Below are 25,413 nucleotides of genomic sequence, written 5' to 3' on the forward strand. Positions count from 1 at the left end.
CAGATTACACAATTAGTAAGTAGTCCGCGCTATTTTTTATGATATTCTCCTGCTATTTATTTCGCTTTCGTAGAACCAAAGTTTGTAGAGACAACTTCGAGTTTTAATATGTTTTCTGGGTATACAGGATTGCCCTGAGAATCTTTCTCTTCTCCTTTTAATCCACCTTTCAAGCGTACATAACCTGGTTTTAAGTCATGTTGGATACCAATGACATTAGAACTGCTACCATAATAACCGTTTGAACTGGCATCTGTTGTTACAAGTACTGGAATTAGTATGGCTTTATTCCAATCACTGAGTTCTTCCCAGTCTTTTATGTTATTAACAGTATGGTTCTCTATTTTCCCTTCATCATTAAATGTTTGGAAAGTGATAGATTTTTTCTCTTGTATTTCCTTGTCTGCTGCTGCTCTATCTTTTAAACAGTCATTTATCAATTTAGTGATATTATTGTACGTGTATTCAGTGAGATTAGTTGTAGAAGAAGTCTGGGTGAATAGCGATGAAGTAACGCCATCACTTAGTTGATTATTCTCAAAGAAGCTTTCTTTATATTTTTTACGTATCAGTAAAACGTTTCTAGGCATAGACATCCCAAATTTCTTATCGCTAGTTTCGTTATAAATAGGAATTCCTAATTTAACGGCGTTCAATGTATCACCTTCAAGTTTTTCTGCTATTTGGCTAACAGGGAGAGTGACCTGAGTAAAAATACCAGCCGGACTTTTTAAATAGGTCCAATCAGAATTATCAATACACTTCTGAATAGCTTCTGTATCATTTGCTAATCTATTAGCTTGAATAATTTCACGTGTAGAATTGAAGGTGCGGCCAGTATACTGTATAGAGTCCTTTTCCGCATTAACTTTAGATTTTAGCTTAATTCCAGTAATACTATCTGTTACATATTCAATGGAAACAACATCCATTTGTACTTGACTGATATAAAGTACAGTACCGTCTCCATAGTCACTTTTTACATATATGCCACTGAATAGATCAGGAAAAGCCTTGTAGAAATCTCTTCTGTCAGCTTTGAAAAGTTTCTGTCCTAATTTCTTTGCTTTGGCTTGATCTAATCGAATACTTACACTTGGCACGTATGTATCAAGTTTACGAATAGAATCACTTACTGATAAATCTACGGCAGTATATGCTTTAGTTCCTAATAAATCTGATTGTTTGTAATAATCCTCCGGATTAATATTGGTATAATATGCCTCTTCTTCATTCAACCTTTTATTTAATTCGTAGATGCTTAAACGGCACGCAGTTAGTGAGTCACCGAAATAACTACTATACCATAGGTAGATATTTATTTGGCAATTGCCTATTACGTGATTATTCTCATCTTTGATTAAAGTAAATCTATCTTTAATCTTACTATCTATTTCTATATTATCAAAACTAGTAACCAAACTTCCTGTGGCTTTAGTCCCTGCTTCATTTTCTTTGTACATTTCAGAGAAACTCAATCCTTCCGGACAGTTCAGTTCAGATAAAAAGCCTGCCTCATATGTACCGAATGTATCATCTGTGAATTTTCCCACGTATCCGGTGCTGGTCTTTGCATATACTTCACCTGCGTGTACAGATTTTGTTGTTACGTCAAATGTAGTCAGTTTTCCATTGATATTCTGGTCACTTCCCGGAAACATTCCCAGTCCTAATCCGGCTGTGTTATCGTCACATCCGAAAAAAGTGATTGCCAGTAAAGCTATTAAGGCGTATTTTGCTTTCATGATCGTCGTATCTTGATTTTTATTCTTCTTCTTCTTTGTTCGCAGTGGCATCCCATACCTGATCGTAGAACTCGTTGCAAGCATCTGCATAGTTCTCCGGGTTCTGATAATCAAGTATCAGTTTACCTGATTGACGGGCATATTCAATGATAGATTCATTCACCTTTTTGCTGTTTTGTATCACTCCGTCCGAATAATCCACGGCGAGTTTGCAAAGGGCGGCATAATCTACCGGTTCTTTTAAGTTGCTTAAATCATCCTTAGATATTCCTTTCAACATTAATTTAGTTGCAAAGTCGTCACTGAGCGTATTTTTGAAGTCGTCTTCATATACAGAGAATACAACTTTGGCATCACGGAACGACGGTTCATCCTTGTACGCTTTCTTAATATAAAGAGGTGCTAACGCTGTCATCCAGCCATGACAGTGAATTACATCGGGACACCAGCGAAGTTTCTTCACGGTTTCCAATACACCACGCGCATAGAAGATAGCGCGGCTGTCGTTGTCGTCATACTCTATGCCGTTTTCGTCCATAGCCTGCATCCGATTCTGGAAATAATCATCATTATCGATGAAATATACCTGCATACGTGCGGATTGGATAGAAGCTACTTTTATAATAAGGGGGTGGTCAGTATCATCGATAATCAGGTTCATACCGGAGAGGCGAATCACTTCGTGCAGTTGGTTCCTGCGCTCGTTAATGTTTCCCCATTTGGGCATAAAAGTTCTGATTTCACGGCCTTTTTCTTGTATCGCCTGTGGAAGGTTTCTACCTATATTGGCCATTTCGGATTCTGAAACGTAAGGTGTAATCTCTTGAGTAATAAATAAAACTTTATTCGCCTTTGTCATAATAACAATAGTTCTCTATAATATTCTGCAAAGATACGAAAAAAAAGACACATTAAATAAGATATTCTTTCTTTATGTGGCAAATATTAGTTTATTTTGCAGAGTTTTTGCAAACGAGTAAAACATAAACCAATTGACGAAAATGAAAATAGTGCACACTATCAAGGACTTACAGGTCGAATTGACTGCCCTGAGAGCCCAAGGTAAAACAGTAGGATTGGTTCCTACAATGGGTGCTTTACACGCAGGACATGCATCTCTGGTAAAGCGCAGCGTAAGTGAGAATGGTGTAACTGTTGTGAGTGTTTTTGTAAATCCCACGCAGTTTAATGATAAAAACGACTTGGAGAAATATCCGCGTACATTAGATGCGGATTGCTGCTTGTTGGAAGAATGTGGAGCTGCATTTGTATTTGCTCCTTCTGTGAGCGAAATGTATCCGGAACCGGACACCCGCCAATTCAGCTATGCTCCATTGGATACTGTAATGGAAGGTGCATTCCGTCCTGGACATTTCAATGGTGTTTGTCAGATTGTTAGCAAGCTGTTTGATGCGGCACAGCCAGATAAAGCTTATTTCGGAGAGAAAGATTTCCAGCAATTAGCGATTATTCGTGAAATGGTCCGACAGTTGCAGTATAAACTGGAAATTGTAGGCTGTCCGATTGTGCGCGAGGAGGACGGATTGGCTTTGAGTAGCCGAAATAAACGTTTATCTGCACAAGAACGTGAAAATGCTTTAAATATTTCTCGGACATTATTTAAAAGTCGTAACTTTGCAGCCTCTCATACAGTAAATGAAACGCAAAAAATGGTGGAAGATGCGATTGACGTAGCTCCGGGATTGCGTTTGGAGTATTTTGAGATAGTAGATGGAAATACATTGCAGAAGATAACCAATTGGGAAGATACTTCGTATGCAGTAGGATGTATCACAGTGTTCTGCGGAGAAGTTCGGCTGATTGATAACATTAAATATAAAGAATAACTAAAAAGACGAAACCTTATGATGATTGAAGTGTTGAAGTCGAAAATTCATTGTGCGCGTGTCACGGAAGCGAATCTGAACTACATGGGTAGTATCACGATAGATGAAGATCTGCTGGATGCGGCAAACATGATTCCGGGAGAAAAGGTGTATATCGCTGATAATAATAATGGCGAACGCTTTGAAACCTATATTATCAAAGGTGAACGCGGTTCCGGCAAAATTTGTCTGAATGGTGCTGCCGCCCGTAAAGTACAACCGGATGATATTGTGATTATCATGTCGTATGCGTTAATGGATTTTGAGGAAGCGAAGTCGTTTAAACCGTCTGTCATTTTCCCCGACCCTGCGACGAACAAAGTAGTAAAGTAAAAAAGTATCTTTGATATTTTTATAAGAAAAACCCTGTCTTACAGAATGTAAGCAGGGCTTTTCTTTTTTATCTATTCTATTTTCTTGTTACTACTTTGTTTTTAACTGTTCGTTCATAGCCGCCGCTGCCTTACGGCCGTCACCCATAGCGAGAATCACAGTGGCTCCACCGCGTACAATATCGCCACCTGCATAAATCATCGGGATAGAAGATGCCATGTGCTCATCTACGGCAATCGTTCCTTTCCGTCCTAACTCCAGTCCTTTGATAGAACTAGGGACAATCGGGTTCGGCGACACTCCGACACTTACGATAGCTAGGTCAATATCAATCGTTTCCGTAGCACCTGGGATAGCGACAGGACTACGACGTCCAGAAGCGTCCGGTTCGCCTAATTCCATTTTTTGTAGAATAACCTGTTTTACACAACCCTGCTCGTCTGCAATATATTCGATAGGATTGTGCAGTGTCAGAAATTCTACTCCCTCTTCTTTTGCGTGTTTAACTTCTTCGATACGTGCGGGCATTTCTTCTTCCGAACGACGGTAGATAATCATGGCGCGTTCGGCACCCAGACGTTTGGCCGTACGGACAGAGTCCATGGCTGTGTTGCCGCCACCGATTACTGCTACATTCTTACCGAAAGCTATCGGAGTATCAGAGTCTTCGCTGGCTGCATCCATTAGATTGACACGGGTAAGATACTCGTTGGAAGACATAATATTGATTGAGTTTTCGCCCGGAATATTCATAAAGTTAGGAAGACCGGCACCGGAAGCTACAAATATCCCTTTGAAACCTTCTTCTTTCAGGTCTTCTATACTAATTGTTTTTCCTACAATACAGTCTTTGATAAAGTTAACTCCCATTTTGGCTAGATTGTCAATCTCAACATCAACAATCTTGTTGGGCAGACGAAATTCAGGAATACCATATTTCAGTACACCGCCAATTTCGTGCAATGCTTCGAATACAGTTACGTCATATCCATATTTCGCCATATCACCTGCAAACGATAATCCTGCAGGTCCCGAGCCGATAACAGCCACTTTGATACCATTCTTTTCAGCAATGACTGGTACGGAGATTTGTCCGCTCTCGCGTTCGTAATCAGCTGCAAAACGCTCCAGATAACCGATAGCTACCGGTTTCTCATTCATTTTCAGATGAATACACTTTGATTCGCATTGTTTTTCCTGTGGGCAGACACGACCGCAAACAGCCGGAAGTGCACTTGTCTCTTTTAATGTCTTTGCTGCTTCCAGAAATTCTCCACGCTCGATGTTCTTGATAAAACGGGGAATGTCAATTCCTACCGGACAACCTTCCATACATCCTGGGTTTGCACAGTCGAGACAACGTTTGGATTCTGTCATAGCCTGTTCAGCAGTCAACCCTTGGTTTACTTCTTCCTTGCGGCTATGTGAACGATATTTTGCATCGAGTTCATTCATCTCAACACGCGGGATAGCCGTGCGTTCTTTGGCTTTCATCGACTTACGCAACTCCTGTCTCCAGGCAACATTACGGCTTTTTTCGTCGGTCTCCTTTGTAGCTTCGCATACAGTGTCGAGTTTGTGCATTTCTTCTCGTTCGATGTTTTTGAATGCCCCCATGCGTTTCAGCATTTCATCAAAATCTACTTGGTGACCATCGAATTCCGGACCGTCTACACAAACAAATTTGGTTTTTCCTCCTACAGTGATACGGCAAGCGCCACACATACCTGTTCCATCTACCATAATCGTGTTCAATGAGACGTCAGTGGGAATTTCATATTTCTTGGTTAGCAAGCAAACGAATTTCATCATGATAGCAGGGCCGATAGCGAAGCATTTATCCACTTTCTCGCGTTTGATAACTTCTTCCACACCTTCCGTTACCAGTCCTTTGCGACCATAAGAGCCATCATCCGTCATGATGATAACTTCGTCGGAGCTTTTGCGCATTTCTTTTTCGAGAATGATAAGGTCTTTATTACGTCCTGCCAATACAGTGATCACACGGTTGCCGGCAGCTTTCAAAGCTTGTACGATAGGGAGCATTGGGGCCACACCTACGCCACCACCGGCGCAAACAACAGTTCCGAAGTTTTCAATGTGAGTCGCTTGGCCGAGAGGACCTACTACGTCTGTAATATAATCACCTTCGTTCAACTCACAGAGGCGGGTAGAAGATAGCCCTACCTCCTGTATCACCAGGGTGATAGTGCCTTTCTTTATATCAGAACCGGCGATAGTCAAAGGCATACGTTCTCCCTTTTCGCCTACACGTACAATGACGAAGTGTCCGGCCTTACGAGATTTAGCAATTAAAGGGGCTTCAATTTCAAATTTGAACACCTTTTCAGAAAAGCGTTCCTTGCTAATGATTTTGTTCATTATCTAATTAATTTGTTGGTTTTATTACGTAACTGCTAACAGAATGTTATAAATTATGGCAAAGATACAGCTTCTTTACGAAAAACAAAAAGAAAAGCCACTCTTTTGAAGAGTGGCTTTCTATATACAGATGAATCTATCTGTTTATTTCGTACGGATTTTGTACCCGGCTACTCCATAATACAAGATGAACAGGAAGCAAGGTAAACACAGCCAATAAGCTTGTTGCGGGCTTGCTACATCCTTTAGCCAACCATACAGGGTAGGGATAACGGCACCACCGAACATTGCCATGATAAGCAATGATGAGCCGGCTTTGGTAAACTTGCCGAGGTCGGCCATGGCAAGCGGCCACAGTGCCGGCCACATTAATGAACATCCTAATGCCATGAATGAAATAAAATAGATAGATATATGGCTCGGAGTTAGTACTACCAACAATGAACCGATAATGGCCAGGATAGAACAAATTTTTAGCGCAGTAGCTTGGCTGAGATATTTCGGAATGAAAATAATACCGCAGATATAGCCGATCACAATACCGATTGGAGCAATCCAGGCATAATTAGCTGCACCTTCTAGTCCAAGTTCTTTTGCGTAATCGACCAATGTACCCAATGAGACAGTTTCAACACCTACATAAAGGAATAAGGCCAGGCAGCCTAGTAATAAGTGAGGAAATTGAAAAACAGACGTTTTTGTGGCAGCATATGGACAGGCTTCGGCTTCATTCTCGCTTTCGTCTTCTCCTGCCGCTTTTACTTCGGGCAGTGGAGCGAAGAATGCCATAATACCCAAAGCTATAAAAGCACAGATGATGATAATGAACGGCTTGTTCAGATCTTCGATACCAATCAGATTGACATCTTTCCCCAGCAACCATACGATAAAGATAGCGGGGATAGGCCATGCCAACTTATTACAGATACCCATTATGCTAATACGTTTTGCTGCACTATCCAACGGGCCAAGAATGGTGATGTATGGATTTACAGACGCTTGTAGGTATGCATTGGCTGCTCCGCTGATAAAAGAAGCCAGCAAAAATAAGGTGAAGCTTTCCTGATCTGCCGATAAGATGAACAGGTAGAATGCTATGGCAAAAATAAAGAAAGACAGCGACATGGTACGTTTGTAACCTATTGCCTTAATTGTGAGTCCGGCAGGATAACCGAAAACTAGAAAAGGAATGAATGTCGCAGCGATAATCAGATAAGAAGCCGTATTCGAGATTCCTAATGATTTTTGTAATACCGGGACTAATAATGAATTGATTCCGAGTGCGAAACCAATCGCGAAAAACATAATGCCAATAAATGTCAATGGCAACACAAAGCTTTTAGTGTTTTTTGTCATGGGGGAAATGTGTTAAAGGTTATATAAAAATCTCTTGTAAGAAAAGGATATACCTGATTCTTACAAGAGTGAAAAATTCTTAGTCTATCATATCGAAACCGCAGTATGGAACCAATGCTTTCGGAATTTTGATTCCTTCAGGTGTCTGGTTGTTTTCGAGTAGGGCCGCAACGATACGTGGCAATGCCAGTGCTGAACCGTTTAGGGTGTGACAAAGTTCAGTTTTCTTTTCTCCACTACGATAACGGCATTTCAGACGGTTGGCCTGATAGGTGTCGAAGTTGGAAACGGAACTTACTTCCAACCAGCGTTTTTGTGCTTCTGAGTATACTTCGAAGTCGAAGCAAAGCGCAGCGGTAAAACTCATGTCTCCTCCGCAAAGACGAAGAATGCGGTAGGGTAATTCCAGTTTTTGCAGCAGTCCTTCTACATGGTCGAGCATTTCCTGATGAGATTGCTTGGAGTGTTCCGGTTTGTCGATACGCACCAATTCTACTTTGGAGAATTCGTGCAGGCGATTCAAGCCACGCACATCCTTGCCATAAGAACCTGCTTCGCGACGGAAACATTGTGTATATGCACAATTCTTGATAGGCAATTGTTTTTCGTCTAGGATGACATCGCGATAGATATTAGTAACAGGCACTTCTGCTGTCGGAATCAAATATAAATCATCTACTTCGCAATGGTACATTTGTCCTTCTTTGTCAGGAAGTTGTCCTGTGCCGTAACCGGAAGCGGCGTTGACCACTGTCGGTGGCATGATTTCAATATATCCGGATTTGCGTGCTTCATCCAGGAAAAAGTTGATAAGGGCACGTTGAAGTTGTGCACCTTTTCCTTTGTATACAGGAAAACCTGCTCCTGTGATTTTAACACCCAAGTCGAAGTCTATCAAATCATATTTTTTTGCCAGTTCCCAGTGGGGAAGTGCATCTTTGGGAAGCTCGGTTTCCATTCCTCCCATTTTTTCGACGACATTGTCTTCGGCACCTACACCTTCGGGTACACTGTCATAAGGAATATTAGGAATCGTATAGAGTGCATTCTGCATATCGGTGGCAGCTTGTGTCATTGTTGCGTCCAATTCCTTATTACCTTCTTTTAATTCTGCTACACGTGCGCGTGCGGTTTCAGCTTCTTCTTTCTTGCCTTCCTTCATCAGTTGTCCGATTGTGCGCGAAAGAGAATTAACTTCTGCCAGATTTTTATCTAATTGATTTTGGGTACTACGTCTCTTGTCGTTAAGAGCAATAACCTGCTCTATCGTTTCTTTTGCATTTTTGAAATGCTTCTTTTCCAGTCCGCGGATTACCGCCTCTGTGTTTTCTGTAATTTGTTTAATGGTAAGCATATCTATACTTTTTATGAACTTTCACTTAATGGATGCAAAGATACAGAAAAAACGAACAATCAAGCAACGAAAATATCTAAAAAAGAAAAGAAGGTGTGTCGTAATACACGATGCGCCTTCTTTTTTTTCATTGACTATAAAAATCGGTTCATTTTCTTTAAGCTGCGATATTTTGAGGATTTCTTTGGTTTATGTGTTCGCAACATCTAAATAGAGCAACTGTAAGCTCATAAAACGGTCTAATCAGCCAATCCATACCTTCTTTAGTCATTTTTGCACACATCTTTTTTATATTGAAGGCAATGGCAAAGAAGGAAAAGTCCATGAAGACCTTATCCTTTCCAAAATGGCGGAAACGTTTGTAATTCATATTGTTTTTCATTTGTCCGAACACGGCTTCCGGTTCTATGCATCTCTGTCCTCTGTGTTTCAGTCCTTCCTCTGAGCAGAGCAACTCTTTGGCTTTTTGCTTGTATTTTCTGAGTCTGTGATTCAACTCTATCGTTCTGTTCCCCTTTGCTTTAAAACATCGGCATCTTAGCGGACAGCCTTCACATCTGATGGCTCTGTACGTGGCATTTTCGCTGACATATCCGGATGCTGTTTTCACATGTCTAGTCCCTATCCTTTGCATCTTCTGTCCCATGGGGCAGATACAAAAGTCTTGTTCTTCATTGTAGTAGAAGTTTTCCGCCCTGAACGGGTCCGGTTTGAATCTCGGCCGCTGTTCCATGTGGAAGTAGTTGTATTTGACGTAGCCCGCCATACCGTTTTCTGACATGAAGCGGTAATTCTCCTCAGAACCGTAGCCGGAATCGGCCACCACCGTATGGGCCAACCTGTCATATCTGCTTGAGAAGGATTGCAGGAAAGGTATCATGGTCAGTGTATCCGTAGGGTTCGGAAAGAGTGCAAAATCGGTAATGAACTGGTTCTCGGTGCCGATCTGGAGGTTGTAACCGGGCTTTGTCTGGCCGTTACGCATGGCATCCTCCTTCATTCTCATGAAAGTAGCGTCCTTGTCCGTTTTGGAATAGGAGTTCCTGTCCTGTAGCGTGTTCAGACGGTTGTCGTATTCCTGCAGCTTGTCCCTGTGTTCTTCCAGTTCCTTCAGCTGTTTGCGTTTCTTTTTCAACGCAGTCTTTTCCTCTTTCGTGGAGGGCTCAGGAACCTGTTCAAGTGCTTTCCGCAATTCTCCAGCCATCTCAGTCAGCATGGCCGGAGTGAACTCAATCTCCTCATTGCTTTCCGATGAGTTCTCCTGGGCGATGACATCGTCTATCTGCCCTAACAGGACATGTATCTTCTTCATCAGGCGTTCACAGTTCCGCTCAACCGTTTTTCGCCAGACGAAAGTATACTTATTGGCTTTGGACTCAATCTTTGTCCCGTCAATGTATTCCACATTCAGCCTGATGAAGCCTTTGGAAGAGAGAAGGAGTACGGTTTGGGTAAATACCTCGTTGATTTCCTTTTTCACCCGGTTGCGGAAACGGTTGATGGTAATGAAATCAGGTTTCTCATATCCGGCAAGCCAGATATAATGGATGTCACGATGAAGGAGCTTTTCAATTTTCCGGCAGGAATAGACGTTGTTCATATAGGCATAGAGAATGACCTTGAGCATCATCCTGGGATGGTAAGGGCTGCGGCCGCATTCCTTATACAACTTCCTGAAACTTTCAAGGTTCAGGCTCTCAACCAGAGCGTCAACCATCCGAACTGGATCATGCTCTGCAATATCCTCGTCAATTCTTTGAGGAAAAAGCACTGTTTGGTTGGAATTATAAGGACGAAAATGTATCTTTGTCATAGTGAAAATCTTATGCCTAAAGATACAAAATCTTTAGGTAATAACAAAGCCCCAGCTTGTGAAAGTCGGGGCTTTGTGCTTAAAAAAAAGAAGGTGCGCATTTTGACACACCTCCTTCTTTTAAATATTCTCAGTTGTGCAATTATGCTTCAGTTGCAGGAATTACAGAAACATATCTTCTGTCTTCTTTACCTACTTTGAAGTTTACTGTACCGTCTACTAAAGCGAAAAGAGTGTGGTCTTTACCCATACCGATGTTGTCACCCGGGTGGAATTCAGTACCTCTTTGACGAACGATGATGTTACCTGCTTTGCAAGCTTCGCCACCAAATATCTTAACGCCTAATCTTTTACTTGCTGATTCGCGGCCGTTCTTAGAACTACCGACACCTTTTTTATGTGCCATTTCTTTTTACTGTTTTTAATTGATTAAGCTACTACTTCTGTGATTGTTAATTCAGTGAACTGTTGACGGTGACCGTTCAGTTTTCTGTGACCTTTTCTTCTTTTCTTGTGGAAAACAAGAACTTTGTCACCTTTAACCAAGTTTGAAACAACCTGGCAAATAACTTTAGCACCTTCTACGATAGGAGCACCTACAGTTACGTTTCCGTCTTTGTCTACCAAAAGAACCTTTTCAAATTCTACTGTTGAACCGTTTTCTGCACCTTCGATGTGGTGAACGAACAACTTCTGACCAGCTTCTGCTTTGAATTGCTGACCGTTAATTTCTACAATTGCGTACATCTTATGTAATAAATGTATAAGTTAGCTCCGGCGGGTGGTCTTTAATCACTTAGAGAACTCTTTATCAAACCCGTTGCGGAATAATCGGGCACAAAAGTACTGTTTTTATTTGTTTTCAACAAATATTTCTTTTGTTTTTTTAGTTGTGTTGCTATTACTTTGCTCATTTATAGAATAGTATGCACAAACTTCGTTGTCAACTATTAAGGGGGACTTTAAAGTAAATCGCTAAGATTTTTCACAATTATTCGGTGCGGATAAGCGCGAAGTTCGTCAGCGGTAGTCATTCCGTTGAGTACGCCTGCAAAATCGACTCTTGCATTCCGAGCAGTTTCCGCATCTACAATGCTGTCTCCGATATACAAAGTTTCTTTCGGGGTACTTCTCAAATGTTCCAAGGCAAATTTGACTCCTTCCGGTGAAGGTTTTGCAGCTTTGACATCTTCTCCACCTACCACTATATCAAGAAAATCTTCCGGTTGGTACTCTTCGAGGAAACTCAGTATCCTAAATCGGTATTTAGTAGAGATAATTCCGATACGGGCACTCCGTTTCTTCAGCTCTTTCAGTGTAGATAACGTGTCGGGGAAAAGCTGGGTGTTCACATTCATGTGTACATCGGCTTCCAATCTGTATTCCTGTCGGAAAGCTTCGAGTTGTACCGGGTCGGTGATTCCGGTAAGAATACTGAAAGATTCTTCCAATGTTTTGCCGATAGTACGTTTGATTGCTTCATCGGTAACGGTTAAATACTGGTGGCGGGTGAGCACAATTCGGAAACACTTAACGATACCACGTGACGAATCGGCTAGTGTATAGTCGAAATCGAATAAATAGGTTTTATAATTCATTGGGGAGAACTTTTCCGCAAAAGTACTAAAATCTTTTTTTATTTTACAGGTTCTACCGTGTATCCTTGTTTTTTTAATAAGTTTAGCAATCCTTTGTCACCGGGAAGGTGCAGGGCACCAACTGCAATAAAAGTAGGAGCTGTTTTCATAATAGCCGGAAGTTTTTCAGACCATGCCTTGTTGCGATTATAAATCATTGCGTCTTCTTCACCGGGAGTCGGGTCACATTGATTGCCTTTACGCTCTTCGCTGATACGAAGCATTTGGTTTAAGTCCTGTCTCATATAGGCGTTAGTGAGTTTTTTCAGGCTTTCCACTTCTGTATTGATGTTGTTGATCGTACACATTAGCAGTTGTGCTTGCCGTTGCAGCGAATAACCATTGAATAATAAATTGAATTGAAATTCCGCAGTTTCTAGTCCATCTACTTTTTTCCCGTTTTGGGTAGCTTGTGATTGGAAGAAGGTATCTAGCTGTTCTTGAGGATTAAATTTGCCTATATGTTTTACGTATGCTGCCACTACTACGTTGTTCAGCAGGAATGCAGGTTTCAGTTTGGGGGCTGCGCTTAAATCTAGCATCAGGTTTTCTTTGCAGAATTTGTTAGCCGTTGCAAAGTCTTCAGGGGAGAGGAGGGTGGACAGCGTACTGTCGTTGGCGATCATCATAGCCTGTTGCATTTTCTGCATGGTGACCGGTGACTGCATTTCCGACATTTTCAGCTCTCCATATACTTGTTGGGTTTCTTTCATTGCTTTTTGAAGTCCGGCAATGCTGTCCATAATGCTGAATGGTGCCAAGTGATGTGTACCTATAATGTAAGAGGGCTGATTTAGTCCGTTGCCGGATACTTTCCATAAAAGTTGGGCGTTTGCGCTAAACGCTACACAGATAAATAGTACTGCTCCGATAAATGATTTCATAAATTTATTTCAATAAGAGTGAATGATTTGATTGTTAACGTATTCTACCACCGCTGATCCAATGCCTGAGATAATAGTCTTCGTTTAGCCTACTGACGATTACCCCGCGACTTGTGCTGGAATGAATGAATTTCCCACTTTTCAGATAAATGCCTACATGAGCTACTCTCTTTCTAGAACGATTACTGCTAAAGAATACCAAGTCACCTTCTTTGAGGTTTCGTTTAGCTACTTTGTTGCTCTTATTCTTCAGTTCTTCTGTGTTTCGTGGCACTTGGATACGATATACTTTCCGATAGATTTGATAAACCATGCCTGAACAGTCGGTCCCTCTTTTCGAATCTCCACCGCCACGATAAGGGGCTCCTATCCAGTCGGCAGCTTCTAGGTAGAGTTTATGGTCGTCTTCCAAGTTGATGTCTATACCCAATAAGACAGAAGCTCGCGCCAGTGCCTGATAATCCAGACGGGGGGCAGATGTGCGGCAGGAGCTGAAAATGACGGTTAGCCCTACCAATATGAAAAAGAGTTTAAAGTTAATCTTCATCGGCTGCCTTTCCTTTTTTGTTGATGATATTTATTCTTCTACATTGAAGTACGCTTCCAGCTCTTTTTCTGCAGAATTATCTTCATTAATTATATCCCGAATGATAATTCCGTATTCCAGCAGAGCAATTCGCGGACACACATCTACAGTATGGTTCAGGTTATGGCTGGAAATGATAACCGTAGCCTGATGTTCTTCATTATATCTTTTGAGCAGATGCTTGATAATGGATTGCGAACTCGGGTCGAGGAAATTGAACGGTTCGTCCAATATTAATAATTGTGGATAATGAAGCATGGCGGAGATTATACCGATCTTTTGTTTATTTCCGGCAGAATAGTTACGGATTAATTTTTTTTGTCCCATTACTTCCCCGTTCATGAAGCGTTCGAAAGGAACGAGGCGTTCATCTACCTCCTCTTTCTTTAATCCATACATTTTTCCGATGAAGTAGAAATATTCTTCCGGGGTCAGATAATCAATCAAAAAACCACTGTCGATAAAAGCACCGGTGAAGGCTTTCCAGTCCTCGTTTAGGCTTACATCAATATCATTTATAACTACTTTCCCATTGTCCGCTTTCAGCAGATCCAGCATTAACCGGAAGAGAGTCGTCTTCCCCGCACCGTTGTTTCCCACCAATCCGAGCATATCGCCTTGATTGATTTCGTAGTGTTCTATATCTACGGCAATCTTTTCACCGAAATTCTTTTTGAGCTTGTCAATGGTAATCATGATTTTCAATGTTTATATAATTAATGACCCATGTATGTCTATTGGCGGCTGTCTCTGAAACCTTCCATATTGTCATATCGCCGTTTCATGAAACGATGATATACATTCTTTATCCATAGCGGAGAAGTCAGGGTGAATCCTAAACCGATGATCAGTAGGATCGTGTAAGTAATTGTTTCTCCTAAAAGTGAGTTTAACAGGCTATATAGGATAAGCGGCACACCGAATGCTCCGAAGTTTACTAACATTTGTATTGCACTATTGGTTTGGCGGCTCGTTACTTTTTCGTTTAGCGGCACAGTTTGTTTATTGTAAACAGCCAGTTGGAAGAAGCAGAAATAGATGAAGCCGATCGTATAAAAGAACCAGGCAAAAGCTCCCAGCAATGTCAGTTTATTCATAATGATAGCGGGAACCATGAGTAGGAAAGGAATGATTTCGCCAATACTATATATATAATATTTAGCTTTCAACAGGCTCATAATAGATTCTTTGCGTGACATCAATCCGTCGATATAATTGCCCTCGAACGACATAATCTGTGACAGGATAATCATTCCGAATACAGCAAAGTTGTATACGCAGATGAAAGAAGTCATCAGGCGTCCATCGTAGACACTTGAGAAACTGAGTGCACAGGAAAAAACTACCACCACGATAGCGACACTGCGCAGAGAACTTTTGCAACGGCGGTTACGTAAAAGCATTTTCAGTTCTAGTCTCATATATTCACCGACTTCTCCGTAGCGTTCGAAGAATCTATATTCCGAGACGTGTTTGATTTGTGTATCATCTACTTTGGCCAATTCTGCGTAGATAAGTCCCGACATAAGCTTGCGGTTAACCAGCCACAAAGTGACTATCACAAGTATAGTGCCGAGAAAGCAGAGAATATTTCCTTGGATATACCCGTCTCCCAAGTCCATAAAGAAATAGAAAAGAGGACTGTCCTCGGGAATAAAAAGGAGGCAGGCTATTCCACCATAAAAAACAATGGGCAATAGAACCCACCAAATACGTTCGTTGATGAGTGTACGGCACAGCAAGTACCAGTAATTGTTAGCAAGAATCAGCAGTAAGATACCAATAAGATAGGTGATAACACCGAGAATTCCAAAATATTTAGTAATAGTAATGAAAGAAAAAGGGACAAACATAAACAACCAGAATAGGTTGAATAGGCTAAGTCCGGAGCGGATAAGTAAAAAGTCGATGACACGATTTCGTTTAACCGGCAACAGGAGGTAAGGTTTTACCTCCTGTGTCGGTGTTTTTTGTAACGGAACACGCAACAGGAAATCCAGTGCCAGAATAAAGATCAGAACAACGGCGTTCATTACATGATATGGTTCTCGGTTGGGAACCATATTTGAGAAACCGAACGCGAATGTCGTACCGAAAAATATCAGGTAGCCGGCCCAAAATGCAGCCATGACATAACCGAGTATTTTAGCAACTTTGTTCTTTTCATACATCGGGTGTCTTTTGGCGGCAAGTCTTCCGTGTTTACGTAGTTCGTTGATTATCATCATCTATACAAAAGAATTTTTATTTGTTTTCTTCCGGCATAGTCATAACGACTTGAATTTCGTTGTTCTGTTTCAGCAGCTTGGCAAGGAAGTCTTGTACTTCTTTGGCTGTAATGCTGTTGACTAACTTTTCATAGTCTTTCGTATTGTCAATACCTGTGTAGAAATATTCGTCCAGATTATTTAGCCAATAGCCGTTTTCTTTCTGAGCGTCTTTGTATTTCTTCAACATATATTCTTTGATCTTCTGCATGTGTTCGGCAGATGGACCTTCTTTAGCCATTTTTTCTAATTGTTCCACAACGATAGCAGACAGTTTATCTTTCTTAGCTGGGTCAGTCTGGAATACAATCTGAAGTACCAGTTCTTCCTTCGGATATTTGCTGAGGTTTCCGTTACAGCTTACGCCATACGTGCCACCTTCTTTTTCGCGGATTTCAGCGGTGTAAACCATATCTAATGCCTGATCAAGGAAGCTGAGTAGTGTATTGCTACGCAGGTCGTATTTGCAAGTTCCGCTGTATAGGAACATGATGGTAGCCATTGGCGTTTCCTGTTTCTTTGCAAATTCATTCTTGTATTCCCCTTTGCGAATGTACATCTTATTATCCTTGAATGTTTCCTTGCGGTTGATAGAAGGCAGAGCACCCAGATATTTTGCAATCATCGGTTTCATCTGTTCTAGGTTTACGTTTCCTACCAGATAGAAAGTAAAATCGCTTGCATCTTTATAGCGGTCTTTGTACATTTCGAGGATACGGTCATAGTCGATCTGGTCTACCATGCTTTCTTTCAGCTTGATAGCGCGTGGATGGTCACCGTATAGAGCACGTGTCACTGTATCGCTGAATGCCGTCATCGGGTTAGCGTCTGAGTTTTGAAGCTGTGCTTTCAGGCGGTTCTTGTATGATTCGAATGCTTCATTATCTTTGCGCGGAGAAGTGAATGTCAGGTAAGTCAGCTGCATCATTGTCTCGAAATCTTTCGGAGAACAGCTACCTGAAATTGTTTCTGTTGTATTACCGATACCGGCTCCTACGGAAGCACGTTTACCGGCAAGGGCTTTGCTTAAGTCTACTTTGCTGAAATTACCGATACCGCCTACCAAAGCTACACCGTTTAATTGAGAAATATTGATGATTTCATCGTTCGGGAATACACTGGTACCACCAAGGCTTACACCTTTCATCATGATCTGGTCAGCTTTGAAATCTGTAGGCTTCACATAGACTGTTACACCGTTAGAAAGCACTAGTTTTGTGCTGCCGTAAACGTCATCGGCCTTTTCGGAAACAATCTTTCCGCCTTTAATGTCTTCAGAGATAAGAGGTTCGTTGGAAACTTTGTCTTCGTATGGTTTCAAATCGAATGAACTCATCTGCTTCAATAAAGCTGCAATTTCCTCTTTCGTCGGATATTTCAGACCTTCTTTTTGAGGACCCGCGAGCAGTACTACTTGGTTATTATCAGTAACCAGCTGTTTCATCAATTCGTTGACGGCCGTCACAGGAATGTTTGGAGCCATCTGCTGTACAAGCATATATTCGAATTCGATACCCGGAATCGGTTCTTTATCGAGGAAATTGTTCACATATTCATCGACATAGTTACCACTTTTTGTTTTTTCACGTTCGTTATACGCAGACTCCATAGCTTGCATATAGTTAGCACGCGCGCGTTCATATTCAGTCTCAGTGAATCCGAAACGACGTGCACGTTCTGCTTCTTCCAGAATAGTTTTCATCGCCAAGTCTACACCGTCAATCTTGCTGTTTGCAGTAAGGCTGAATGCTTCTTTGGTCTTGGCAAGGAAATACTCTCCATATCCTGCACCGGCACCGGTAAAAGGAGGATTGGCTGTTTGGCGGAGTTCGTTCAAACGGCTATTCAGCATATTGATAGCCATGTTGAGTACGTACTGTGTAGCATAATAAGAAATCGTATTTTTCAAAGAATCCGGCGTTGCATCTTGTTTGAAGAAGATGTTGATAGAAGGATTGGCAACTTCTTTGTCAGTGCCGATATAGATCAACGGTTCCTGATTGTCTGCTACCGGATAGTAAATACGTTCGGCAGGGTTTACCGGAGCTTTTACGTCTTTGAATACCTCTTTCAACTTGGCTTCCATTTCTTCAGCGTTGATGTCACCGACGATAACGATTCCCTGCAAATCGGGACGGTACCATTTAGCATAGTAATCACGGATATCCTGATAAGGGAAGTTGTTGATAACGTCAATACTGCCGATAGGCATACAGTCGGCATATTTAGAATCCGGATACATAGTAGCCTGTGCATCAGTCATGATGCGTAGCATACCACTGTTGCGACTTCTCCATTCTTCGCGGATTACACCACGTTCTTTGTCGATTTCTTTGTCGGCAAGGTTGATAGCGCTCGACCAGTCGTGTAGGATAAGCAGGCAGGAATCTACCACATTCTGGTTTTCTGTCGGTACGTTACTGATGTTGTAAACGGTCTGGTCGACACTGGTATAGGCATTCAGGTTTGTTCCGAATTTAATACCTTTAGTTTCACACCAGGGAATGATTCCAAGTCCGGTTTCATCACCGGGGAAATGTTTGGTCCCGTTGAAAGCCATGTGTTCCAGAAAGTGAGCCAAGCCACGTTGCTGTGGTTCTTCCAGAATAGAACCTACTTTTTGTGCGATGTAGAATTCTACGCGTTTTTCCGGGAGTGCATTGTGTCGGATGTAATAAGTAAGTCCGTTATCCAGTTTGCCGATACGGACATTTTTGTCCACAGGCATTTGTTGCATGGGTTGTGCAAAAACGGACTGGAAATTGCAGCATATGATAAGGACTGCAATAAATAATCCACGTAATAAATGTTTCATGTTCTATTTAATTTAATAAAAGTTTCTGTGTTATCTGTCGTGATTGTCTATGGTAAATCACAAACAGGCAGAAAAAGAGTTATTTAATGGCTTGGCGTATCCTTACTAATTTTGTTAACAATCCTTCCAATAAATCAAGCTTCAGCATATTGGCACCGTCGCTTTTGGCTACGGCGGGATTTTCGTGTGTTTCGATAAAGATACCGTCTGCCCCTACGGCTATGCCCGCTTTGGCAATAGTTTCTATAAGTTGCGGCATACCGCCGGTCACTCCGCTTGTTTGGTTCGGTTGTTGTAGTGAGTGAGTGACATCGAGCACGACAGGATATCCGAATGATTGCATTTCAGGAATACCTCGGTAGTCCACTACAAGGTCTTGATAACCGAAAGTTGTTCCGCGTTCGGTCAACATAACATTCTTGTTGCCGGCTTCTATTACTTTGTCTGCGGCAAATTGCATTGCCATTGGAGAAAGAAATTGTCCCTTCTTGATATTAACGGTCTTTCCGGTTTTGGCTGCGGCTACGAGCAGATCGGTTTGGCGGCTGAGGAATGCCGGAATTTGAAGTATGTCTACGTATTCGGCTGCCATGTTAGCTTCGTCGGCAGCATGGATGTCCGTTACGGTAGGGATTCCGAAAGTATCATGTACCTTTTTCAGTATTTTGAGGGCTTTTTCATCGCCGATACCCATGAATGAATCCAGGCGTGAGCGGTTCGCTTTGCGGTAAGAACCTTTAAATACGTAAGGAATTTGCAATGTTTCGGTGATTTTGACTACTCGTTCGGCAATGCGCATGGCCATTTCTTCACCTTCTATAACACATGGGCCGGCCAGCAGAAAGAAGTTACCGGCAGGATTGTTTTTAAGTTCGATCATATTGTTAATTACAAATTATAAGTTACATTATATAGGTAATACAGGTGTCTCCTTGTTTAGAGGAGGCGTGTTTGTTTTCTTAGTTCGGGATAATAAGCGTGGTCTTTTCCGGGAGAACGCCTACTTCCAGAGGAAAGTGTTTCGGCAGTATCCGTCCGTCCAGATCTACTGAAGCACTTTGTGCTCGGAGTACTTTCACTTTCTTTGTCCGATAGCACTTCACGACTTTGTGATTCAGAATCCTTCCCTGTATCAACATCCACAATCCGGAAATGATTTGCAGGAATTCCGGGCGATAGATCACAGATACATCCAGCCAGCCGTTGTAAGGAACGGCACTCGGTGTCTGTCCCCAGCCCCAGGCACTTCCCACACATACCGTCATGATGCGTCCACGGATATGTTCGTCGTTGATGCGGAGGTGCATTCTGTACAACTTACGTTCGAATATCAGAGAGAACAAGGCGGCAACATACGACAGGAATTTTACGCCCCAGAAACGCTTTGTCTGGTCGGTAATCTTGACGATTCGTGCGCCTAGTCCAATATTAACAGCGTTGAGGAAGTAACGGCGTTGATGTTCTTTTCCATCGTAGAAGTTGCAATAGCCTACGTCTATTTTCTTGAGTCGATGATTAATGATACAGTCGACAGCTGGCTTGTATTCGGTACTGAGTCCCCAATATTTGGCAAAGTCATTCCCGATGCCGTTCGGAATCATGCCAAGTGCGATATTGTCTTTATCCTCTGCATCGGATAGCATAATGCCGTTGATAGCGTCATTCAACGCACCGTCACCGCCCACAACGACAATCGTACGATAACCATTGTTGGCTAAAATCTTAGCGAGACGTTCTACTGAACCGAAACCTTCGGATTGCACATAGTCATAGTCGACGCCTTTGCTGTCCATGTATTCCTTGATCTCTTTCCAGCGTTTTTTTACCTTTCGGGTACCAGCTTTCGGGTTGTAAATCACACCCCATTTCTTCGGTTCTACACTCATATCCGTATTTCTATCCTACAATATTAAAAATCTCACTATATTTCACTGCCAAAGATACTAATTCCCCTGCAGTTTTTCTTTCACAAACGCTATCTTTTCTTCCATTGGCAGTTTCGCGCTTATCCAATGAATAGTAAATCCTCGTCTTTCCATGCCGCGAAACCAAGTCATCTGCCGTTTGGCGAATTGATGAATCGCAGTTTCTAATCCGTTGAACATCTCTTCGTATGTCATTTGTCCTGTGACATATAACGTCAGGTATTTGTATTCCAGACCATAATATATTAAATCTTCCGGTGAAATTCCTTCTCTGATCAGTTGTCGTACCTCATCAACCATACCTTCATCCAACCGCTGTTTTAATCGTAGCGTAATCTTCTCGCGGCGTAGTTCTCGTTCGATGTCTACGCCAATGATGAGGCTGTTCAGCTTCGGAAATTCCCGTTCGGGGACTGGGTGGGCGGCATAATATTCTTCAATCTCTATTGCACGAATGGCACGTTTTACTGTGTCTACGTCCGTAGAGTTATGCAACGTTTTGTATTGGCTTAAAATTTCCGTCAGTTCTTCAAGAGAATAACTTGCCAAACGGGTACGCAACTCCGGATTTTCCGGTACGGGCATTAGTTTATAACCTTTTAAGACTGATTCCAAATACATCCCTGTCCCTCCACATAAAACGGGGAGACAACCTTTTTGTTTGACTGTTTCGTAAGAAACCAGAAAATCTTGTTGATATTCAAAAACATTGTATTTGTATCCGGGAGCGGCTATATCAATCAGATGATACGGGATTTTATGTCCATTGACCGTATAATCGGCCAAATCTTTTCCGGTGCCGAGATCCATTCCCCTGTATATTTGACGGGAGTCGGCACTGATAATTTCTGTATTCAATTCATAGGCCAAAGCAGCGGCAAACGGAGTTTTGCCTGAGGCGGTAGGTCCTAATATGGTGATTAAATCATAGTTCGGCATAGTTTTATTTTTTCTACATCTGCAAAATTACGAAATAATTTTCACCTGCTTGGTATTCAGTTGTTTTTTTTGGTTGAAATGCTACATTCATACCTTTACTGCACTTTCTTTATCCGGTAGCTGTGTCGATCGTTCTATTTCTTCCTGTCTATTACCTCCCCTTCATTATTGTTATATAACCTTCCGCTTGGTGGAATATAAAGCACCGCTTTAGAGAACGTAAAGCATAGCTTTAGGTAGTCTAAAGCAGTGCTTTATAAAAGTCTAAGTGTTTGTTTCAATTATAAGGAAGAAAAATATGTGAGGCTTTCAAAAGTCTGTTTTTTACTTTTTCAATCAAGGAATAAGGGTGATTTTATGTATTTTACTTTTAAACGGTAAATTCCCATGTCTTAATATTATTAATGCGAACCAAATACTGATTCGCATTAATAATATTAAGACATGGGAATTTACCACTCTATGGCAAATTCTTCGTCATCAATCAGCGTATTGATATTGCGTTGCATGGTCATGCTTCCTTCAACTCTGTAATGCGCCGTGTATCCCTGAGTTTCCCATGGATCTACAAATGTATAATTAAGTTCTCTTATCGTAACGGTTCTGCGCATCAGGGCAGGCCGTGAGGCATCCATCATTTCAGAAATCTCATACGTTGCTTGCTTCTTCGATTCAAATTCAATGTTTGGATTTTCTGCCCTCAACTCTACCGTACCTTTCATTTTGTCATCCGGGTCCTGATTAAATGTCGCATAAATTTTGAATTTTCTACGGTCGGTTCTTTTTTCTTTTATAGCACCCGCATAGAAGAATATGGTATTTTCGTCAACCACGTATGCTTCACGAGTGTCAACTACAAGTGGTTTGTTGGTATCTTCGGGAAAAACATTCAAAGCCGTGGTTCCATAGTTTCCCGAGAAATCATTGAAAGGAGTTATCCATAGTAGAGCATTGTTGAAATTTTTTCGTGGATGAGAGGTGTAATTATAAGAAGGATCATCCTTTATGATAAGGGGCAAAACCCACTTCTCCGACAAATCAAGCCCGTTAAAATTAAAATTGATATCCATCAGAGCCTGACATTCGCCGGCCGGAATATGTATGTCATAATTCGGAATAGAATAAAAATTCTCGGGTAACTGTTTGTAGTACAAATCTTCCCGTTCATAGTAATGTTCATAGTTATAGATGTCGAGTGTATCGTTATCTATACCTACATGTACATCGATGTCTTTATTATTCATCGTGGAACCGGCCACTATAAGAGGAAGACGATAGGGAGAAGGTTGTCCCTTTCTATACTTCAAACGGATACGAGATACGGTAGATGTAGGAGCTTTGAACGAAACATAGTGTTCATATTGCTCATCTGAATAAAATTCGCTGCAAGAACTCAGCATTACAAGTAACGTAACCAAAAGCAAAGAGATATTTTTTTTCTTCATAATCGTTTTTTTTAATAGTAATTACTTTTCACTCTGCCAACCCGGGTTTTGAGTCAATCTCACATTTTTTTCCAACTCGGAGCGGTCGATAGGCCAAAAATAAGTTTTCTCGGCAAAACAGGTCAAAACATCAGAAACAGGAACCGGTTTATAGAACAAGTCGCGTTCTCCTTTTGTCATAAAAACATTACATCCGTACATAGGCAGAGATTCTTCATCTTTAGCGTCTTTCCAACGTCTCAAGTCAAAATAGCGTTGCCCTTCAGCCATAAGTTCAATCTGACGTTCGCGTTTGATTTTCTTACGGAATAGTTCCTTATTACCATACTCTTCTGGCGTAAAATCAGGTATTCCGGCACGGATTCTTACAGGCTGTACTCCTTTCTTCAGTTCATCCTCATTACGTGAAATACTATGAGTACCAGAGTTATCCCAAGTTTCAATCTGGTATGAACCATCAAGTTCATTCAATGCTTCAGCGTACATTAACAAGATATCGGCATATCTTATCAAAGGATCCGCCTTCTTTGAGATATGAGAAAATTCACCATTTATGTTCTTGTCATCATTGGTGTCTGTTGGACGTACGTACTTCATCAATCCTATGCCGGTTTGAAGCCAGTTTAGGCTATTGGACATACCTTCCGTCTCGCCCCGATAATACCAGCTTCTATAAGGACCTCTATCACTGCTCTGTGTTGCATTTGTCAACCACCAAGTTACTCCGTTGTATGCTACCGATGCATAGAATCGGGGTTCTCGATTGGCATATTGAAGCGATACATTTTCTTCTAGAGGTTTATAAAGTCCTTTGCTCACATCACTTGCGGTGACAAAGCCGGTAACTCTTTGTGAAGAACCGTCTCCGCGACCTATTTCAATATCTTTGCCCGGAATATCTTTACCATCTTTCATATAATAGGCATCACATTGTTTCTGCGTCACACAAGTTGTATTGTTTCCTTTGGCTTTACTGACCGGAAGTTGATAAAAGACCATATAGTTTACTCCATAACTACCCTGATTGTTTCCTCGTGTAAATATCAATTCGGGATTTTCTACTGTTGACAGTTCACCATTAAAGACTGAACGGTATGATTCAAACGGGTCTATGTCTTTATATCCGTTGGGCCAGGATTTTGTTGAAAAATTGCCGTCGTCATATGGTGGCAGTGTAACTGGATACCCGTCAAACCCTTCAGTACGTTTATAGGCTACATACAAATTATAGGCTTTAAGGTCAATCACGTCTTTTGCCGCAGCAGCTGCCCTTGCCCATTTCTTTTCATCATAGGCAGCAGCAAGAAGTCGGTTGCCTTTGTCATCCACCAACTTTTCGGCATATCCATCGGTGTTACCGTTCATTAACGGACTGGCTGCATATAATAGTGCTTTAGCACGTACAGCCAAAGCAGCACCTCTTGTGGGACGTGACACAGACATCAGTTCGCGTTTCAAAGGAAGATCCTTTGCTGCTAAGGCCATTTCTGAAGCAATGTAATCGGCACACTCATCGTAAGTGTTGCGAGGTATTGAAAGAGCTTCATAACTGTCAGTGTAATCCTGGCCCTCTTCTGGTACAATGGGCACAGGACCATATTTCTGTAATAGTTTCCAGTAATAATAAGCACGCACAAAGCGGGCCTGAGCTTTATAGTCTGCCCGTTCCTCCGAGGTCAGTTCATTACACATATCCACATTCTGGATAAAGATAGCGGCTTGACGTATTCCCTGATAACTGTATTTCCATGTATACGGCCATTGCTCTTCACCATAAGTCACTTCTTTAAAGCTTTTGTAAATGGGATTATATATATCATCACTGAAATTAAACGGATTTGAGCCGGTGATACTAATATCGGCAAATTCGCTGTTTGTCAAGTAACTGTATGCATTGGCAAGCCATTGTTCCGTATAGGTTTCATCGGTAAAGACTTCTTCCAGTGACATTCTGTCCTTGGTATCGGTATTCACATCAAGATAATTACACGAAGCCATACTCAAGCCTGTTGCAATCAATAATATATTTCTTATAAGTTTCATATT

At 41.6% G+C, this 25,413-nt stretch carries 21 protein-coding genes; 2 read left to right on the forward strand and 19 right to left on the reverse strand.

The features are described 5' to 3' along the window. Positions 1-56 precede the first annotated feature (56 nt). Together CGC64_RS07740 and CGC64_RS07745 are read right to left on the reverse strand one after the other, a co-directional pair. Positions 57-1,745, reverse strand: a complete 1,689-nt coding sequence (locus CGC64_RS07740; protein WP_032855143.1) for a DUF4270 domain-containing protein — start codon at positions 1,743-1,745, stop codon at positions 57-59. A 19-nt stretch (positions 1,746-1,764) separates the two neighbouring features. Continuing rightward, positions 1,765-2,604, reverse strand: coding sequence for a glycogen/starch synthase (locus CGC64_RS07745; protein ID WP_005677407.1), 840 nt, complete (start codon positions 2,602-2,604; stop codon positions 1,765-1,767). Positions 2,605-2,746: 142 nt separating this feature from the next. Here CGC64_RS07745 and panC point away from each other — a divergent pair, with 142 nt between their 5' ends. Both panC and panD read left to right on the forward strand, forming a co-directional pair. Continuing rightward, positions 2,747-3,592, forward strand: coding sequence for a pantoate--beta-alanine ligase (panC, locus tag CGC64_RS07750; protein WP_005677408.1), 846 nt, complete (start codon positions 2,747-2,749; stop codon positions 3,590-3,592). A gap of 18 nt (positions 3,593-3,610) precedes the next feature. After that, on the forward strand, positions 3,611-3,964 hold the full coding sequence (gene panD / locus CGC64_RS07755; protein ID WP_005677409.1) for an aspartate 1-decarboxylase: 354 nt from the start codon (positions 3,611-3,613) through the stop codon (positions 3,962-3,964). Positions 3,965-4,054: 90 nt separating this feature from the next. Here the strand turns inward: panD and CGC64_RS07760 are convergent, their stop codons facing one another. The 17 genes from CGC64_RS07760 to CGC64_RS07840 all read right to left on the reverse strand — a co-directional run bounded on the left by CGC64_RS07760 (position 4,055) and on the right by CGC64_RS07840 (position 25,410). Beyond that, a complete protein-coding gene (locus tag CGC64_RS07760) occupies positions 4,055-6,346 on the reverse strand; it encodes a bifunctional dihydroorotate dehydrogenase B NAD binding subunit/NADPH-dependent glutamate synthase (protein ID WP_005677410.1) in 2,292 nt (763 codons plus the stop codon). 144 nt (positions 6,347-6,490) lie between these two features. Further along, a complete protein-coding gene (gene gluP / locus CGC64_RS07765) occupies positions 6,491-7,702 on the reverse strand; it encodes a glucose/galactose MFS transporter (RefSeq protein WP_005677411.1) in 1,212 nt (403 codons plus the stop codon). Between the two features lie 79 nt (positions 7,703-7,781). Further along, positions 7,782-9,056 carry a serine--tRNA ligase gene (gene serS, locus CGC64_RS07770; RefSeq protein ID WP_005677413.1) on the reverse strand — a complete coding sequence of 425 codons (1,275 nt, stop codon included), beginning with the start codon at positions 9,054-9,056 and terminating at the stop codon, positions 7,782-7,784. 157 nt (positions 9,057-9,213) lie between these two features. Continuing rightward, a complete protein-coding gene (locus CGC64_RS07775) occupies positions 9,214-10,869 on the reverse strand; it encodes an IS1182 family transposase (RefSeq protein ID WP_005682003.1) in 1,656 nt (551 codons plus the stop codon). Between the two features lie 142 nt (positions 10,870-11,011). Then, positions 11,012-11,275 (reverse strand): 50S ribosomal protein L27, encoded by a 264-nt coding sequence (gene rpmA / locus CGC64_RS07780; RefSeq protein ID WP_005677416.1) that lies wholly within the window; start codon positions 11,273-11,275, stop codon positions 11,012-11,014. A gap of 23 nt (positions 11,276-11,298) precedes the next feature. Then, positions 11,299-11,616 (reverse strand): 50S ribosomal protein L21, encoded by a 318-nt coding sequence (gene rplU, locus CGC64_RS07785; RefSeq protein ID WP_005677419.1) that lies wholly within the window; start codon positions 11,614-11,616, stop codon positions 11,299-11,301. Between the two features lie 215 nt (positions 11,617-11,831). Further along, positions 11,832-12,467 carry an HAD-IA family hydrolase gene (locus tag CGC64_RS07790; protein ID WP_005677423.1) on the reverse strand — a complete coding sequence of 212 codons (636 nt, stop codon included), beginning with the start codon at positions 12,465-12,467 and terminating at the stop codon, positions 11,832-11,834. Positions 12,468-12,505: 38 nt separating this feature from the next. After that, complete coding sequence (locus CGC64_RS07795; protein ID WP_005677424.1) at positions 12,506-13,390, reverse strand: TraB/GumN family protein; 885 nt, start codon at positions 13,388-13,390, stop codon at positions 12,506-12,508. 34 nt (positions 13,391-13,424) lie between these two features. Further along, on the reverse strand, positions 13,425-13,937 hold the full coding sequence (locus tag CGC64_RS07800) for a C40 family peptidase (protein WP_005677425.1): 513 nt from the start codon (positions 13,935-13,937) through the stop codon (positions 13,425-13,427). A 30-nt stretch (positions 13,938-13,967) separates the two neighbouring features. After that, positions 13,968-14,672, reverse strand: coding sequence for an ABC transporter ATP-binding protein (locus CGC64_RS07805; RefSeq protein ID WP_005677426.1), 705 nt, complete (start codon positions 14,670-14,672; stop codon positions 13,968-13,970). A gap of 38 nt (positions 14,673-14,710) precedes the next feature. Continuing rightward, positions 14,711-16,204 (reverse strand): DUF5687 family protein, encoded by a 1,494-nt coding sequence (locus CGC64_RS07810; protein WP_005677427.1) that lies wholly within the window; start codon positions 16,202-16,204, stop codon positions 14,711-14,713. Positions 16,205-16,220: 16 nt separating this feature from the next. Continuing rightward, positions 16,221-19,058, reverse strand: coding sequence for a M16 family metallopeptidase (locus CGC64_RS07815; RefSeq protein ID WP_005677428.1), 2,838 nt, complete (start codon positions 19,056-19,058; stop codon positions 16,221-16,223). A gap of 79 nt (positions 19,059-19,137) precedes the next feature. Further along, positions 19,138-19,938: a 3-deoxy-8-phosphooctulonate synthase gene (kdsA, locus tag CGC64_RS07820; protein WP_005677429.1), complete on the reverse strand. Its 801-nt coding sequence runs from the start codon at positions 19,936-19,938 to the stop codon at positions 19,138-19,140. 79 nt (positions 19,939-20,017) lie between these two features. Then, positions 20,018-20,944 carry a diacylglycerol/lipid kinase family protein gene (locus tag CGC64_RS07825; protein WP_005677430.1) on the reverse strand — a complete coding sequence of 309 codons (927 nt, stop codon included), beginning with the start codon at positions 20,942-20,944 and terminating at the stop codon, positions 20,018-20,020. Between the two features lie 57 nt (positions 20,945-21,001). Next, positions 21,002-21,922, reverse strand: coding sequence for a tRNA (adenosine(37)-N6)-dimethylallyltransferase MiaA (gene miaA / locus CGC64_RS07830; protein WP_005677431.1), 921 nt, complete (start codon positions 21,920-21,922; stop codon positions 21,002-21,004). Positions 21,923-22,374: 452 nt separating this feature from the next. Further along, entirely contained in the window at positions 22,375-23,367 is a 993-nt protein-coding gene (locus CGC64_RS07835; protein ID WP_005677434.1) for a DUF4973 domain-containing protein, read from the reverse strand. A gap of 21 nt (positions 23,368-23,388) precedes the next feature. After that, entirely contained in the window at positions 23,389-25,410 is a 2,022-nt protein-coding gene (locus CGC64_RS07840; protein WP_005677435.1) for a RagB/SusD family nutrient uptake outer membrane protein, read from the reverse strand. Positions 25,411-25,413 lie beyond the last annotated feature (3 nt).

The organism is Bacteroides caccae (assembly GCF_002222615.2).
Lineage (GTDB): Bacteria > Bacteroidota > Bacteroidia > Bacteroidales > Bacteroidaceae > Bacteroides > Bacteroides caccae.